The sequence below is a fragment of the Clostridium hydrogenum genome (assembly GCF_021432385.1).
GTDB classification, from domain to species: Bacteria; Bacillota; Clostridia; order Clostridiales; family Clostridiaceae; genus Clostridium_S; species Clostridium_S hydrogenum.
Genome location: NZ_JAEACT010000002.1, coordinates 980,926 through 997,609, shown reverse-complemented (window position 1 = coordinate 997,609; position 16,684 = coordinate 980,926). Strand labels below are relative to the sequence as shown.

General features: G+C 30.0%; 12 protein-coding genes and 1 riboswitch. Of the genes, 5 read left to right on the top strand and 7 right to left on the bottom strand.

Annotated elements, in window-relative coordinates; translation table 11 throughout:
* Positions 1-8: 8 nt before the first annotated feature.
* Positions 9-1,211, bottom strand: a complete 1,203-nt coding sequence (locus tag CUEA01_RS04460; RefSeq protein ID WP_407929244.1) for a YibE/F family protein — start codon at positions 1,209-1,211, stop codon at positions 9-11.
* Positions 1,212-1,461: 250 nt separating this feature from the next.
* On the opposite strand from CUEA01_RS04460, the gene CUEA01_RS04455 reads away from it, so the two are divergent.
* A complete protein-coding gene (locus CUEA01_RS04455) occupies positions 1,462-2,064 on the top strand; it encodes a flavin reductase family protein (protein WP_234118880.1) in 603 nt (200 codons plus the stop codon).
* Positions 2,065-2,087: 23 nt separating this feature from the next.
* Here CUEA01_RS04455 and CUEA01_RS04450 read toward each other — a convergent pair whose 3' ends face one another.
* The 4 genes from CUEA01_RS04450 to CUEA01_RS04435 all read right to left on the bottom strand — a co-directional run bounded on the left by CUEA01_RS04450 (position 2,088) and on the right by CUEA01_RS04435 (position 6,097).
* The gene (locus tag CUEA01_RS04450; protein ID WP_234118878.1) at positions 2,088-2,462 is read right to left on the bottom strand and encodes a phage holin family protein; all 375 of its coding nucleotides are present in this window, start codon (positions 2,460-2,462) and stop codon (positions 2,088-2,090) included.
* Positions 2,463-2,589: 127 nt separating this feature from the next.
* Positions 2,590-4,101, bottom strand: coding sequence for a glycosyltransferase family 4 protein (locus CUEA01_RS04445; RefSeq protein ID WP_234118870.1), 1,512 nt, complete (start codon positions 4,099-4,101; stop codon positions 2,590-2,592).
* A gap of 618 nt (positions 4,102-4,719) precedes the next feature.
* Positions 4,720-5,661, bottom strand: a complete 942-nt coding sequence (locus CUEA01_RS04440) for an SPFH domain-containing protein (RefSeq protein ID WP_234118864.1) — start codon at positions 5,659-5,661, stop codon at positions 4,720-4,722.
* 13 nt (positions 5,662-5,674) lie between these two features.
* Positions 5,675-6,097, bottom strand: coding sequence for an NfeD family protein (locus CUEA01_RS04435; RefSeq protein ID WP_234118863.1), 423 nt, complete (start codon positions 6,095-6,097; stop codon positions 5,675-5,677).
* A gap of 324 nt (positions 6,098-6,421) precedes the next feature.
* Here CUEA01_RS04435 and CUEA01_RS04430 point away from each other — a divergent pair, with 324 nt between their 5' ends.
* Positions 6,422-8,332: an NAD(+) synthase gene (locus CUEA01_RS04430; protein WP_234118862.1), complete on the top strand. Its 1,911-nt coding sequence runs from the start codon at positions 6,422-6,424 to the stop codon at positions 8,330-8,332.
* Positions 8,333-8,472: 140 nt separating this feature from the next.
* On the opposite strand, the gene CUEA01_RS04425 is transcribed toward CUEA01_RS04430, so the two are convergent.
* The gene (locus CUEA01_RS04425) at positions 8,473-8,895 is read right to left on the bottom strand and encodes a YaaR family protein (RefSeq protein ID WP_234118854.1); all 423 of its coding nucleotides are present in this window, start codon (positions 8,893-8,895) and stop codon (positions 8,473-8,475) included.
* Positions 8,896-9,354: 459 nt separating this feature from the next.
* On the opposite strand from CUEA01_RS04425, the gene CUEA01_RS04420 reads away from it, so the two are divergent.
* The gene (locus CUEA01_RS04420; protein WP_234118852.1) at positions 9,355-12,300 is read left to right on the top strand and encodes a vitamin B12-dependent ribonucleotide reductase; all 2,946 of its coding nucleotides are present in this window, start codon (positions 9,355-9,357) and stop codon (positions 12,298-12,300) included.
* Positions 12,301-12,692: 392 nt separating this feature from the next.
* Positions 12,693-13,532 carry a Cof-type HAD-IIB family hydrolase gene (locus CUEA01_RS04415; protein WP_234118843.1) on the top strand — a complete coding sequence of 280 codons (840 nt, stop codon included), beginning with the start codon at positions 12,693-12,695 and terminating at the stop codon, positions 13,530-13,532.
* Positions 13,533-13,795: 263 nt separating this feature from the next.
* On the opposite strand, the gene CUEA01_RS04410 is transcribed toward CUEA01_RS04415, so the two are convergent.
* Positions 13,796-14,341 (bottom strand): TetR/AcrR family transcriptional regulator, encoded by a 546-nt coding sequence (locus CUEA01_RS04410; protein ID WP_234118841.1) that lies wholly within the window; start codon positions 14,339-14,341, stop codon positions 13,796-13,798.
* Between the two features lie 291 nt (positions 14,342-14,632).
* On the opposite strand from CUEA01_RS04410, the gene CUEA01_RS04405 reads away from it, so the two are divergent.
* On the top strand, positions 14,633-16,270 hold the full coding sequence (locus CUEA01_RS04405; RefSeq protein WP_234118839.1) for a M56 family metallopeptidase: 1,638 nt from the start codon (positions 14,633-14,635) through the stop codon (positions 16,268-16,270).
* 214 nt (positions 16,271-16,484) lie between these two features.
* Positions 16,485-16,659, top strand: a riboswitch (Lysine riboswitch).
* Positions 16,660-16,684: the final 25 nt, after the last annotated feature.

The following is a 16,684-nucleotide window of genomic DNA, read 5'->3' as shown; positions in this document are numbered from 1 at the left end:
CCATCTCCTTAAATATCATCAACTTTCTTTTTTAATTCATGCTTTTCTTCCCATTTAAATATGAGAGCTGCACAAATAGCAGTAAGTGGTATTGTTAAAACAAGTCCAATACTTCCTGCAAGAGTTTTCACAACCTCAGAAGCTATAACATCTTGATTTAAAATTCTGTGCAATGGCAAATCGTAAGATGAAATCCATATAATGATGTACATAGCTCCACCAACATAAGCTAATATAAGCGTATTTGCCATAGTCCCCATTATATCCTTTCCAACATTCATGCCTGATTTAAATAGTTCTATTATACTCATTTTCTTTTGTTCATTAATTTCATTTATAGAAGATGCTATGGATATACTTACATCCATAACCGCTCCAAGTGCTCCCATTAATGCTCCTGCAAACAATAGCCCACTAAAATTAAAATTAGTATTTTGTGATATGTATATCATCATCTGCTCTTCTTCATCTGTAAATCCTGTTAGTCCTAAAAGATTTATACTTATAGTTGCAATAATAGCCGCAATTGCAACACCCATACAAGTACCTATTATTGCTGCAAATGTTTTTCTATTTCTCCCACTAATAATAAGTAAATTTAAAATACTCACAAAAACACATATAATTACGGATACTACTATTGGGTTAAAGCCTGCAATTATAAGAGGTATCATTATCTTTAGAACTGCAACTCCAGTTATTGCAAGTCCTACTATAGATTTTAAACCTTTTCCCCTTCCTACTACAACTAAAAGCAGTACAAAAATAATCGCAAGCATATATATATATTTATATCTTACAATATCATATATATATGAAGTGCTTTTAATATGCCCTTTATTATCTTCATCAATATTGATAAGTACTTCATCCCCCTTTTTAGCAAATGATTGGTGATAAGTTTTATCATTAACAAGGTTATCCATTTTTACAGTTTCGCCCTTATGATCACCATTTAATATTTTCACCATAACGTAATTCCTAGCTAAAGTGTTACTTTTAGAATTAATCTTCGCAGCACTATTTTTAACACTTGAACCATTAATTACTTTAATAACTTTTCCATGTATTTCTGCATTATCATCATTTATTCCTGAAAACAAAAAATTACATAGTAGAAATAAACAAATTACTATGCATCCTATACCTGCATACTTTAAAGTTTTTTTATTTGTAAAATTCTTTATATTTCTCCCTATATATTTTAGCATTTTGTTGTTTTGAAATTTCTTCATTCTACCGCTCCATACGCATTATTTTAAATTTATATATTTATTTTTCTTTAATATACCATAGTATTAGTGCTAAAAAAAGGTATTTTTAAATTATTAACGTTATGTTAAAATATAGGATGATGTGAAAAAAGGGGGCTGTCGCACAAAATTAGTTTATACACAAATCTTAAAAATTACGTATTAAATAATCTTAATGCGACAGCCCCATTTTAACTGGAGGATATAAATGAAAAAATTAAATTTTAAAGGCAGCGTTATGTTAAATCCTACCCCTGTAGTTCTTATTACTTCTAAAAACAAAGCTAATAAGCTGAATATTTTTACAGTTGGATGGGTAAGTACTGTCTGCACTAAAGACCCTATTGTTGCAATTGGTGTAAGACCAGAAAGGCTTTCTTATGAATATATTAAAGAAAGTGGTGAATGTGTTATAAATCTTCCCACAAGAAATATGGTTAAAATTGTAGACTATTGTGGTGTTGTTTCCGGTAAAAAGGAGGATAAAATCAAGCATTGGAATTTATCATTAGAAGAAGGTATCTCTATATCTACACCTTCCTTAAAAGACTCCCCAGTAGCTTTAGAATGCAAAGTTAAATCGATAACTCCTCTTGGAACACATGATCTATTCTTGCTTGAAGTTTTAAATGTAAAAGTAGATGAAAGTTTATTAGATTCAAATAATAAAATCTGCTTTAATAAAGCAAATCTTATATGCTATAATCATGGTGAATATTATGGTTTAACAGATAAACCTCTAGGCTCTTTTGGCTATTCTGTTAAAAAGAAAAATAAAAGAAAAAATAATAATAAAAAAGCACTCAAATAAGTGCTTTTTTATTATTATTAATTTTACATAACCCTTCCAGGTATAATAGCATCAATTACACCAATAACAAGTGCAGCTAGGATTGCACCTAAGATTGATACACTCATATTAGGAATTAGGTATTGCGTAAAATATATTATTATAACTGAAATTACAAACCCCTTAAATCCCTTTCCAAAAGGTGACGCATCAACTCCCATAACTGCCTCAACAATATAATCCAATACAGTAATTACCACTGAAGCAATTACAAATGTCCAAAATCCCCTTATTGAAAATCCAGGTGTCAAATATGAAGTTATACCTAAAACAACTGCAAAAAGTACCAATCTTATTATCCATCCAACAAAACTGTTGCCTGAATGTGTTTCTCTCTCACCATCCGTGTTTCTTGCCATTTAATATGTCTCCTCTCTTAAAATAGATTAACTTATATAAACATATAAAGTTTAACCAAGTTAGATTAATTTTATGCAATATGAAAAGAGAGGATTAAATATTTCTATAATTTACAATTACGGTATCTTAAAGTTCTTCTTTCTTTTTTCTAGTGGTCCTCTTCCTAGCAGTTGTCTTTGGTAGTACAGCTTCTTCTTTTTTAACTTCGGATTCACTGTTTACTGTTTTTCTCTTATATGTCCTTTTTGGTTTAACGCTTTTTTCCTCTTTGGTTTTTTCATCTAAAGGTTTCTTATCTTTTTCTGAAGCTTCTAACGTTTTATCAGTTTTAACACTTGAAGCAACTTTACTTGTTCTCTTTCTTGTAGTACGTTTAACCTTAACTTCTTTTTCAGTTTCTTTAACTTCATCAGTTCTTTTTACTTTACCTGTAATAGTTTCTTCATTAAATTCCCATTCTGTGCCTTTTACTTCTTCCCTAACACTATCATACATTCTCATAGTAAGGTTAGCCGCCATGTCCCAGGTATATTTTTCTTCTACAGTTTTCTTTGCATTTTCTCTTATATTTTTTGATAATTCTTCATTATAAAAAAGCTCTAAAACATTATCTTTTAAACTTTCCGAATTTCCGTTTATCATCTTCATACCATTAACTTTATGCTCTACAATTTCACTAAAACCACCAGTATCTGACACAACCACCGGACACCCTGCAATCATTGCTTCAATTGCAACTATACCAAAAGGCTCATACAATGAAGGAAAAACTGCAACATTTGCTACTTTATAAAGCTTATTTCTACTATCATTGTTCATATAACCTGTAAATAAAAATTTATCTTCTAATCCCATGTTTTTAATTCTACTCTCAAGTTCTTCTGTCATAGGGCCCGTTCCTGCTATAATAAACTTAACTTTATTATAACCTTCTACTATAGCTGGTGCCGCATTTACAATCAGTTGTATTCCTTTTTCAAACACATGTCTTCCTATAAAAAACACTATTTTTTCATCATCGTTTGCGTATCTTCTTCTAAACTGAAGCCAATTAAATTCAAAGTCAAACTCTTTTGTATTTACACCATTTGGAATCATCCATACTTTTTCCTCTGGCACAGCAAAAGTTTTAATTATTTCGTTTTTCATATAATTGCTGCATGCCATTACCTTTAATCCTTCATAGCTAAGCATCCATTCCGCTGATGAAATATATCTTTGCATTTCTGTTCTTATTCCATTATTTCTGCCCTCTTCCGTAGCATGTATAGTACATACTAAGGGTATCTTATACGACCACTTTAATACTTTTGCACAATATGCAGATAACCAATCGTGGGCATGAATTACATCTATTTTTCCTATTTTTCTAATTAATCTTATAGCTTCCTCAATCATTGCAAAATTTAAATGCATAACCCATTTTGTAAAATCATCAGTTTCTATGTTGTATGGAGCCACCCTGTGGACATATACGCCTTCGTCATTTTCTTCTACAGGTGCAGTACCTTCCTCACAAGTTATAACATGCACTTCACATCCAAGTTTTTGTAGTGCGTGGGATAAATTATAAACATGTGTTGATAATCCTCCAATATTTTTTGGTGGATACTCCCATGATAACATTAATATCTTCAATAGAATTCCCCCTAAGCTTTTCTTTTATTAATTATTTTATCAGACTTTTCAAAAAAAATAAACTATATAGTTTATTTAAAAAAATCCTCATAAAAAATTTTGTACATATTTTTCTATTTTTCCCATATATTATATAATACTAATTATAATCATTTAAATATTAAATTCAACCTTTCTTTATAATACCTATTGAAACTAGTTTAAGTATAAAAAGCTTCTTATTTCAAATTTTGTAATATAAACTTATTTAAACATTGGAAATAAAGGTGTGGTATAAATATCAAAATAACAAGGGACAGGTGCATTAAAAAATGATGTAGTATACGAGTGTCGAAGAAATATTTTAAATAAAATTGTATAAACCTTAGTGGGGAATTTTTTGAAAACTTTAGAACTTTCAATTGTTTGAGCAGCCTCTCAGCGAGTTATTGAAAGTTCTTAAGTTTTCGGGAAATTTGCCACTTAGGTTTATTAATTTTATTTAAGATTTAGAGATACTCGTAGACCACATTATTTTTAATGTATCTGTCCCTTGTTATTTGGTTTTGCACTACACCTTTGTTCGTAATATTTAAAATTTGCATATTAAATAATTTTGTGCCACAGCCCTTTTTAACTTTATTTAGAGTCTTTTTTAAGAAGATCTCCTATAGCTGCTATGCTTCCAAAAGATGATAAAGTTTCATTTGGAAGTATAAGTTTATTAGCTGGATTTTTAGCCATTTCCTTAAGCGCATCAACTTGTTTTAATGCTATAACAGTTTCATTTGTTCCAGATTGTATAATAGCTGTATTAACAACTTGTATTGCAGCTGCTTCTGCTCCTGCAACCTTTTCAATAGCTTTTGCTTTACCTTCTGCTTCAAGAAGTTGAGATTCTCTAAGACCTTCTGCACGTTTTATGTTTGCTTGCTTTTCAGCTTCAGCTTGAAGTATTTTGGCTTGCTTTTCACCTTCAGCTCTAGCTATATCTGATTGTTTTTGACCTTCAGCTTGAAGTATAGTTGCTCTCTTATCTCTTTCTGCTCTCATTTGTTTTTCCATTGCCTGTTGTATTTCAGCTGGTGGAATTATATTTTTTATTTCAACAGAAAGAATTTTTATTCCATATGCATCTGTAATTTCATCTACAACTAGAAGTAATTCTTGGTTTATTTTATCTCTTCCTGATAAAACTTCATCAAGGGTCATATTACCAACTATGTTTCTCATGTTCGTTATTGTAGAATATATAATACCTGATTTAAAGCTTTCAATATTATAAACAGCATCCCTTGCATTCATAACCTTATAGAATATAACATTGTCTATAGATATCTTAACATTATCCTTTGTAATTACATTCTCAGGTTCTATATCCAAAATTTGCTGCTTAGTTGAAATTTTTGCCCTTACATAGTCCACAAATGGAATCATAAAATTCCAACCTGGTTGAAGTGTTCTATGATATTGACCAAGTCTTTCAACTATAAAAACATAACCTGTCGTAACAACTTTTAAACAACTTAAAATAATGAATAATACTATTACTAAAACTATAATTAATATTATTTTTGACATTTTAATCTCCCCTTTATTTCTTTATTATAAATTTATTTCCCTCAATTTTTGCGATAATGAACTTTTCTCCACTTTTAATTGGATGTCCAATATTTTTTGCTGTCCAATAAATGCCTCCAACTTTTATCCTAGCAGTTTCCTCTATATCGCTTTCGGCAATCATCTCCTTTCCAATGTAATTTTCCTCCATAAGCGGAGTTCTTTTAATAGTCTTTTTAATAAGTTTTCTTGATAATGGATATCCAATAGCAAGGCATATTATACTAACAATTATAAAAACGACAACTTGGCTAATTATTGAGCCACCTAAAATATATACTATTATAGAAGCACCTGCTCCAATAGAAAACCAAACAAATAAGAACCCACTTGTAAAAATATCAATTACTAGCATTATAAATGCAATTGCTATCCATATTTTTAAAATAGTGTCCATTTACCTCTCCCCCTTTCAATAAATATAATTTACACTAGTATTTGAAATAAATAAAGTCTTATTTTCGTCCTTTTAAGTAGTATTTCATAACCCTTTAAGTGATTTTGTTTACAATATTCTTTCAATCTCACGTTATCACCTTTTTTGTACTTATATCTATAGATAAACCGTTTTAACTACCAAAATCAATTTGCATCAAAATGCCAAAAAACCGGCATTTTGATACAAATTAATTTTGAAGTTTCAATTGCTTTATCTTTATATAAATCAAATTTTCGTGATATAATAAGTTAATATATATCTATATAAGGAGTGTACTTGATAATGATAAATGATTTTATAAAGGTTTCCGCTGCGTGTCCAAAGACAAACGTTGCAGATATAAATTTTAATGTTGAAAATATAAAAAAATGTATAGATACAGCTGAAATCGAAAATTCAAAAATAATAGTTTTCCCAGAGCTTTGCATAACTTCATATACCTGTGCTGATTTATTCGAGCAAGAAATTTTAATAAAAAAATCAACTACTGCCATTGAAGCCTTAAATACCTACCTTTCAAATAAAGATATTCTTGTGATTGTAGGTGCCCCTCTGTTGTATAATTATGCCCTATACAATTGTGCTTATGTTTTATTTAAAGGAAAGATTCTTGGAATAGTTCCCAAAAGCTATATACCGAATTATACTGAATTTTACGAAAAAAGATGGTTTACTGATGGAATGAATATTAAAAGTAAATTTGTAGATCTTCCTTCAAATAAAAATATTCCTTTTGGTACTAATTTAATATTTCAATGCGGTGAAATTAAAGTAGGTATAGAAATATGTGAAGATTTATGGGTTACAATTCCACCAAGCAGCTTTCTAAGTTTACTTGGTGCAAACATAATAGTAAATCCGTCAGCTTCAAATGAAATAGTAAGTAAAGCTGACTATAGAAAAAGTTTAGTTTCTAACCAAAGTGCAAGATGCATTAGTTCCTATATTTATGCTTCTTCCGGTGTTTTCGAATCAACAACTGATTTAGTTTTCAGCGGTCACCTAATTATAGCAGAAAATGGCTCTATTCTCAATGAAAATAAAAGATTTCAAAGAGATAATGAAGTATTAACCTCAATCGTAGATATACATAGATTAACTAGTGAAAGGTTAAAAAACTTAAGTTTTAGAGACAGCATAAAATTCTGCCCTTTTGAAGCTCAAATTATTAATTTTGAATATACAAAAACAGAAGTAACAAATTTCAATAGATACATAGATCCTCATCCTTTCGTTCCATCTAACAAAAGCGAACGTGATATAAGGTGCAGAGAAATTTTTAACATTCAAACCTCTGGACTTGCAAAAAGATTTAGCCATACTAGACTTAACAAAGCTGTAGTTGGTATCTCTGGCGGACTTGATTCTACCCTAGCACTTTTAGTAATAGTTAAAACTTTTGATATGTTAAAAATTGATAGAAAAAATATAATAACTGTAACAATGCCTGGCTTTGGCACTACAGACAGAACATATAATAACGCCTTAAATTTATGTAAAAACTTAGGCACTGATTTACGTGAAATAAATATAGTTCCTGCTTGTTTGCTTCACTTTAAAGACATAAATCACCCTGTAGAAAACCATGATGTAACTTATGAAAATGTTCAAGCAAGAGAAAGAACTCAAATATTAATGGATATAGCTAATAAGGAAGGCGGTCTATTAATTGGTACTGGTGATTTATCTGAACTTGCACTTGGCTGGTGTACATATAATGGTGATCATATGTCAATGTATGCAGTAAACTGTTCTATACCAAAAACACTTGTTAGATATTTAGTTAAATATGTAGCTGAAAAAGAGGTAGATAAAAATACTTCTGAAATACTTATTGATATACTTGATACTCCTGTGAGCCCAGAACTTTTACCTAAAGATGCATCAGGAAATATAACTCAAAAAACCGAAGATCTTGTTGGTCCTTATGAATTACATGATTTCTTTTTATATTATTTCATTAAACAAGGTGCTGAACCTGAAAGAATACTTTTCCTTGCAAATAAGGCTTTTGAGGATAAGTATGATGAAAAAACAATAAATGATTGGTTTCAAAAGTTTCTACGCAGATTTTTCACTCAACAATTTAAACGCTCTGCTATCCCAGACGGCCCTAAGGTTGGAACTATAAGTTTATCTCCAAGAGGAGACTGGAGAATGCCTTCGGATGCGTCATTTAATACGTGGATTTAAAACAGAGTACAGAGTACAGATGACAGAGTACAATGAAGGATGATTTTCTGTAGCAAAGCTACAGAAAATCTTAAAACTTATTTTTTGATTGCTTAGGTAAATCATCCTTCACTGTACTCCGTACTCTGTCTTTTGTACTCTTACTTATACATATCAACTATAAGCCCCGTTATGTCGTCTATGGTTCCGGCTATATTTATTTTTTCTCTCTCTTCACTCATAATTTGCTCTGTAAGTTCTTGAAGCTTAGCATCTATAGTTTCTACTGTGATAAAATATTGTGTCTGCCAAAAGCTTATATCTTTTTTTACCGAATACATATAATTAAGTACAGATTCAAGATATTCTTTTATAAGATTTTTATAATCTTTTACATCTGCAAAACACTTAGTTATTGCAAGTCTATTTCCCTTTTTCTTTATATCATCCTGCATATCCTTAAGCTGCTGCTCAGATTTTTGCTGTTGTGCAAAATTAAAATTTCTAGAAAAATCCTTTTTAACAGTAACGTTTCTATTTTCTTTTCTTATGGGTTTATTACTACGTACTCCTGAAATCTCCATAAATTCACCACCCCAAATTTAAAATAGCTTTATAGATTTCATTTGGTATTGAACCATCTGAAATTCGACAACTTTTATCAAAGTCACCTTAATTAATATAATTATTTCATAATTGCATATAAATATCAATGTTAATGTTTGTAAAGCAGAGTACAGTTAAGGTTAATTTACCTTTCCTTGCGTCAGGTAAATCTTAAACTTATATGTTGTTCAGCTTTGCTGAACAACATTAATTCCGCGATTGCGTAAGCAATCAAAAACTAAGTTTTAAGATTTTCTGTAGCAAAGCGGAAGAAAATCATCCTTAACTGTACTCTGTACTCCGTCATCTGTACTCTGTTTTACAAATTTGCCTATTGAAAGAAATTTTATTTTATTTTATAATATCAATACAACATATTGTGTCATATTCCATAATATAATACAATATATAGTTTTTGATATTACAGGGAGGATACTATGAATATAAAAGATACACTTTTTAAAAGATTTTATACAAGGCAACTTGAAAATAATGAAGACAAAACTGTTTACGATTTATTCACTTGGAAAAAAGTAGATGTATTCATGAAAGACCATAAAACAGGAAAAATTCTAATAGATATGAAGGACTTAGAATTTCCATCAAGCTATTCTCAAAATGCTTGTGATATAATTGCTTCAAAATATTTTAGAAAAGCTGGAATTCCAAATGAAACTCATTATGAAAACAGTTTAAAAATGGTAGCCCATAGATTAGTTTCATTTTGGTGTGAATCACTTAAGGATGAAGGAATTATAGAAAATGATGTTGATAAAAAAATTTTCTATGACGAACTAGTATTTGCATTTTTAAATCAAATGTACGCTCCAAATTCACCTCAATGGTTTAATACTGGTCTTTCACTTATATATGGAATAACTGGAAATGATCAAGGTAACTTTTACTATGATTCAAATTTAAAAAAAGTTATTAAAAGCAAAGATGCCTTTTCACGAACTCAAGCATCTGCCTGCTTTATATTGTCTATAGAGGATAAACTCTTAGGGAACCACTCAATATCTGAACAATACGTTACGGAAACAAAGCTTTTTAAAGGTGGGTCTGGCACTGGCACAAATTTTTCTTCCATAAGAGCAAAGGGAGAGAAGCTTTCGGGTGGCGGCGTGTCATCAGGCTTAATGAGCTTTTTAAGAGGTCTTGACAGAAATGCAGGTGCAATAAAATCTGGAGGAACCACAAGGCGTGCTGCTAAAATGCTGTGTTTAAACGTAGATCATCCTGAGATAATGGATTATATAACCTGGAAGGCTAAGGAAGAAGACAAAGTAAGGGCCCTTGGTAAAATGGGCTATGATGCCAGCTTTGAGGGTGAAGCTTACGAAACTGTTTCAGGGCAAAATGGTAATAATTCTGTTATGCTTTCAAATGAATTTATGAAAAAAGTTTCTAATTTAGATATAAACCAAGATGAAACTATAGAACTTAAAGGAAGAATTGATTCTTCTGTAAATAAAAAAATTAAAGTTAAGGATATCTGGGAAGCCATAAATAAATCTGCATGGAGATGTGCTGATCCTGCTCCTCTCTTTTCTGATAGATTAAATGCTTGGCACACTTGCCCTTGCGGAGAAGATGGTATTTACAATACACCTTATAACAGAATAAATTCAACAAATCCCTGCGGTGAATATGCCTTTTTAGACGATACCTCCTGTAACCTTGCATCTATAAATTTATATAAATTTTATGATGATAAAAATAAGACTTTTGATATTGATGGTTATAAACACATAATAGGTTTAGTCCAGCTTGTTCTTGAGGCATCAATTAACTTTGGACATTTTCCTACTGAAGACATAGCAAGAAAAACATATATGTTTAGATCAACTGGTCTTGGGGTTTCAAATTTAGCTTCACTTTTAATGGTTATGGGATATCCATATGATTCAGAAGAAGGTCGAACTATAGCTTCAGCTTTAATTGGAATACTCACTGGTTATTCATATTATATTTCGTCACTTATGGCAGAAAAAATTAAGCCTTTTGAAAAATATGATACAAATAAAAAGTATATGCTTAAAGTAATTAGAAACCATGCAAGAGCTGCCGGAGCTTTAACAACACCTTTTGAAAATCTTGATTATGATCCAATAAAAGTTAATCACTCACTTCTTAAAAATATGAACTTTGAGTATATAAGTGATTGTCTAAAAGGAGTTTGGACTGATGCTTTAAGCTGCGGCGAAAAATTTGGATATAGAAATGCCCAGGTTTCTGTAATAGCACCAACGGGAACAATATCATTTGCTATGGACTGTAGTGCAACTTCTATAGAACCATTTTTCAGCCACGTCATATACAAAAAATTATCTGGTGGCGGATATATGACAATTACTAACCCTTTAATAGAAAAATCTCTTGAAAACCTTGGTTATCCAAAAAATGAAATTAAGGCTATATTAGATTATATTTTAAGAAAAACTATCACAACAGATAAAAATGGTTTTGAATACGAAGCTATAGCAGATGGTAAACTGGAAGGCGCCCCTTACTTAAAGGAAGAGCATTTGCCTATTTTCGATACAGCTAATAAATGTGGAAGTGGTAATAGATATATTTCACCTATGGGTCATGTTCTCATGGTTGCTTCAATTATACCTTTAATTTCTGGCTCTATATCAAAAACCGTAAATCTCCCTAAAAATGCTTCCATTTCGGATTTTAAAAATGTTATTCTAACTTCTTGGAAACTTGGCATTAAAGGCATAACTCTTTACAGAGACTCCTCAAAAGAAAGTCAACCTTTAAATACAAGTCTCAAGGAAGATGATCATGTACAACTTGAAGATATGACTTATAATGAACTTCTAAACAAAGTAAAAAATTTAAAAGCTCCAATAAAATATGCCAACCGTGAAAAACCTGTTGGGATAAGACGTGGAACAACTCATCCCGCTCAAATAGACGATGTTAAAATATATACTACTGTAAATAGAAGAGAAAATGGCGAAATATCAGAGATATATATTACTACAGATAGAGAAGGTACTATAATAATGGGATTATTAAATTCCCTTTCCAAAGCTTTATCTGTAATGCTCCAATACCACGTGCCAGCTCAAGATATTTCAAAAATGCTTAGAGGACAAAAATATGAACCTTATGGCTTTGTAAAAAAACATCCTTATATAAAAAGTGTAACTTCTATTTCTGATTTGGTAAGCAAAATAATCGATATAGAACTAGGTGACTTTTCAAGATGCCAGGTTAAACCAGAAGGATATTCTGTTTCAATAAAAGAAAAAAATACCGATGAAAGAGTTTATACTATGACCTGCGGCAATTGTTCTTCCACTAGAATGGTGAGAAACGGAACTTGTTATGTATGCTTGGACTGCGGCTCTACAACTGGATGCAGCTAAAGATATACTAATTTAAAAATCTAAATTGCTAATGCCAAATTGAATCCTGTTAAATTAGAATTTATCTATGAGAGTACAGATGACAGAGTACAGTGAATGATGATTTGCCTTTCGCTTCTCTCAGGTAAATCTTAAACTTAATGTTGTCAGCTTCGCTGAACGCCATCAATAGCGCAATTGCGCATCAATAAAAAATAAGTTTTCAGATTTTTCGTAGTGCTAACGGAGAAAAATCCTCCTTCATTGTACTATGTACTCTGTACTTTAGCTTCTCCTCGATAAACTGTATAAATAGTTTTTGATAAATATTTTTTAATAATACTATTTATTTATAAAATAAAAATTAGTATAATTAAGGAGAAATTAAGCAAAAAACGTGGGGGATAAAAAATATGAATAAAATAAAAGTAATCATCCTAGATATAGATGGTACATTGACTAACAATAAGAAAGTAATTACACCAAAAACTAAGGCTGCTTTAATTAAAGCACAAGAATTAGGAATTATCTTAATCCTTGCATCAGGTAGACCTACTTCTGGATTAATGGATTTTGCCAAAGAATTAAAAATGGATGAAAATCATGGACTTTTAGTTTCTTTTAATGGTTCTAAAGTTGTTGATTGCGAAACTAATAAAGTTCTGTTTAATGAAACCATGAACGTGGAACAAGGACAAGCAGTTCTTGAGCACATGAAAAAATTTGATGTTATACCTATGGTTGTAAAAGATGACTACATGTATGTTAATGATGTTTATAACAATATGATAGATTACAAAGGTGAACCTTTTAATATAATTAAATATGAAGGTCGTAATAATAAATTTAAATTATGTGAAAAAGATGATTTAGCTACCTTCGCTGACTATCCACTAAATAAAATTTTAACTGCTGGAACTCCTGAATATTTAGAGACTCATTACAAAGAAATGATGGAACCATTTAAAGACTCTTTGAGTTGTATGTTTACAGCAGATTTCTTCTTTGAATTTACTGCTAAAGGAATTGATAAAGCCAAAGCCTTAGATTCTGTACTAATTCCTATGGGTTATAAAAAAGAGGAAATGATTGCTTTTGGAGACGGCCACAATGATGCCTCAATGGTTAAATATGCTGGCACAGGTGTAGCTATGGCTAATGCTGTAGATGCCTTAAAAGATGTAGCTGATGAAGTGACCTTATCTAACGAAGAAGATGGCATTGCTTATACATTAAGCAAATACTTGGAATAATATAGATAGACAGCTTGAAACATTGAAATTACACATACTGAGTGTATCCTGTTAAACCAGAATTTGTAGATAAGAGTACAGCTGACAGAGTACAGAGTACAGTGAAGGATGATTTACCTTTCGATTCTCTTAGGTAAATCTTAAACTTAAATATTGTCAGCTTCGCTGAGAACCATATACGACGTTATTGCGTAAGCAATAAAAAAATCATCCTTCGTTGTACTCTGTACTCTGTCATCTGTACTCTGGTTTATTTGCTTCCATCATTTCTTAATACCGCTCCAAAATAAATCAAAGCTTTGATCTATAAATTCATCATTATCCTTTAAATTTTCATCAGAATTTATTAAATATTGAACATTTGCATTAAAAAGAGAAACTATAATCCAAAATAAATAATATATATCAGCATTTTTAATGATTTCTTTTTTAACCCCTTCCTTAAAAAATTCTACGAATACACTAATACCATCTTTACGGTTAGTATTTAATATATAAGGCGAGTTACTAAATTGTTGAATAAACATAAATTCATCAGTATTGTTAATTCCCCAGTTAATGTAATTGATAAAAATTTTTCTTATTTTATTTTTATAAGTTTTCTCTTCATCTATCCCTAATTTTATATAGTTAAGCAGCATATCTCTACATCTTAAATAAATACTGTTTATCAATTCATTTTTTGTATTAAAGTAATAAAACATCTGAACTCCCGCTTCTTTTGAAATCCTTGATGTAGGCGTTTTATCTAATCCATTTTCATTAAATAATTTAATAGCCACTTTATATATCTGTTCTTTTTTGTCCATAAATAATTCACCATCACTATTATCAATATACTAAAATAATAGCATAGCCGTTTTCACATTTCAAATTAGCAACAGTTCCACTTTTATTAAATTGACTATGTTTTAATTTAAATAGACTAACCAATAATTTTATCAAGAAACATTTTATTTAGAATATAAAAAAATATTTGTTGACAAAATCATATTACAATTGTAATATGATTTTGTAGTACAATTGTAATACACAAAAGGATTTAATTAATTGCTAACTCGAAAAGCTATTACATTCTATGAAAAAGTAGGTAATTTATTATGGATACTATTGTTTGGATTTTTAAACAAATTGCATATTTAAGCTTCAATGCAAGCATCCTTACTTTAATTATTATTTTAGTAAAAAAAATATTCAATAAAGCATTAACACCAAAATGGCATTATTATATCTGGCTATTACTAATTATACGACTGATAGTACCTTTTTATATAGAAAGCTCTACCAGCATATACAGTTTATTTTCCACTACAGCAAAAAAAATAAATTTACCTCAAAAAATTATTGAAAATATAACCTATACCAAGGACACAACTGATAAGTCAGCTACTTCTCTAAATAGTAAAGCTGCGCCTTCAGGTAAGCCTAATTTAAAAAAGCAAACTTCTTCTAATTCATTTTCTTTAAAAACAACTGAACCTAGAAATTATGATTTTATAATGAAACTCATAGTCTGCATATGGGTAATAGGTATGGTTATTATGCTCATATACACTATATCTATAAATGTATTCTTTGCTATAAAACTTAAGCAATATAAAAAATCAAGCAATATAAGGATACTTTCTATATTAAAAAACTGTAAAAAAATTATGCATATAAACCGCAACATTACTATATTCACTACAAATAAATTAAGAACCCCTTCTTTATATGGATTCTTGAAAATTAAAATTTTAGCTTATGAAGCACATATGGAAAATTTAAGTGATGATGAAATAAAATATATTTTTCTTCATGAACTATCTCATTATAAAAGAAAAGATATACTTTTAAACTGGATTATTGTATTGCTGCAAATCATACATTTCTTCAACCCAATAATATGGTATGCTTTTTATAAAATGCATGAAGATTGTGAAATATCATGTGATGCAGCTGCTTTAAAGTATGTAAATAAAGATGAGTATCAGCATTATGGCAATACAATAATAAAACTATTACGACTTTTATCAGAATCAAACTTTATTCCATCGTCGGCAGGAATTTCCAAAAATAAATCTGGCTATAAAAGGAGAATAATTATGATTAGCAATTTTAAAAAAAGCTCATGGATAACTACGATTATATCCCTAACTTTAATAACTTCAGTTGCTGTAACGGGCCTTACTAGCTGCAGTTCAGTTCCTGAAAAAACATCTTTAAGTAGCGATCAAAAAATGTCTGCAGAAGCATCAAATACTGATAATAAAACATCAGTTTCTAATAATACAAAGCAAAATGCTTCAACAGCAACTGGTAAAAGCACAAATAAAAATATGAATACCAATATAACAAATATAACAGACAAAACAACTACAAATGCAGATACTACTAATATAAAAGGTAAAGTCAAATTATATGCTGGCATTTATTTTGACAATAAACGCTTTGGAGACAACCCAATAAAAAAATACTATGAAATCGTCATTTCTAATGTAAAAGATGCTTCTTTTAACTTCACTATCTATAAGGTATCTGACGAAGAAAAAGAAGTCGCTTTTGCTACTAATACAGCAGTTTTCACAGGAGATGGAACAAAAGCTGTTTTTTCTGGAAAGAACTATACACTTAATTTTACGTTTCCTGATTACCATCGTGCATACCCTGCTGTGACAGACATGGAGGTATCTGGTTTTACGCCATTAGAAGGTAATACTTATGTTAATAATACAATACCAGGACATGAATTTGGTTAAAAGCTTATGAAACATCTGTAAATAAGCCTCTCAATCTTTATTTAAATCATTTATTCAATATTATTACTTTATTTAAGTAAAAGTTAATAAATATTTATATAATTTTTATCATCTTAACAACAAATTAACCTATAAATTAAACTATATGTAATTCCACTTAGCTTGACTTATTTTAACTTTAGGTAGATAATTAATTCCAAACTAAAAAGTACATAACTGAGATAGAGGCGCGAAACTTAATAGTAATATTATGGATGCAAGCTAGAGGAAATAATATGAAAGGATTTTTCGCCGAAGTAAATAACTAATTGCTTTAATGCTATTTACTGGGCTTATGCAAAATATGTATAAGACTGTCACAAATGATTTTGTGGAGAGCTATTTTCAATGATAATATACGTTATTTATTACATT

Excerpts from the sequence above, each read along its gene's own strand:
- CUEA01_RS04435 (WP_234118863.1), bottom strand. The coding sequence starts at position 6,097 with ATGGACACTATTTTAAAAATATGGATAGCAATTGCATTTATAATGCTA.
- CUEA01_RS04440 (WP_234118864.1), bottom strand. The coding sequence starts at position 5,661 with ATGTCAAAAATAATATTAATTATAGTTTTAGTAATAGTATTATTCATT.
- CUEA01_RS04425 (WP_234118854.1), bottom strand. The coding sequence starts at position 8,895 with ATGGAGATTTCAGGAGTACGTAGTAATAAACCCATAAGAAAAGAAAAT.
- CUEA01_RS04405 (WP_234118839.1), top strand. The coding sequence starts at position 14,633 with ATGGATACTATTGTTTGGATTTTTAAACAAATTGCATATTTAAGCTTC.
- CUEA01_RS04455 (WP_234118880.1), top strand. The coding sequence starts at position 1,462 with ATGAAAAAATTAAATTTTAAAGGCAGCGTTATGTTAAATCCTACCCCT.
- CUEA01_RS04415 (WP_234118843.1), top strand. The coding sequence starts at position 12,693 with ATGAATAAAATAAAAGTAATCATCCTAGATATAGATGGTACATTGACT.
- CUEA01_RS04410 (WP_234118841.1), bottom strand. The coding sequence starts at position 14,341 with ATGGACAAAAAAGAACAGATATATAAAGTGGCTATTAAATTATTTAAT.
- CUEA01_RS04450 (WP_234118878.1), bottom strand. The coding sequence starts at position 2,462 with ATGGCAAGAAACACGGATGGTGAGAGAGAAACACATTCAGGCAACAGT.
- CUEA01_RS04460 (WP_407929244.1), bottom strand. The coding sequence starts at position 1,211 with ATGCTAAAATATATAGGGAGAAATATAAAGAATTTTACAAATAAAAAA.
- CUEA01_RS04420 (WP_234118852.1), top strand. The coding sequence starts at position 9,355 with ATGAATATAAAAGATACACTTTTTAAAAGATTTTATACAAGGCAACTT.
- CUEA01_RS04430 (WP_234118862.1), top strand. The coding sequence starts at position 6,422 with ATGATAAATGATTTTATAAAGGTTTCCGCTGCGTGTCCAAAGACAAAC.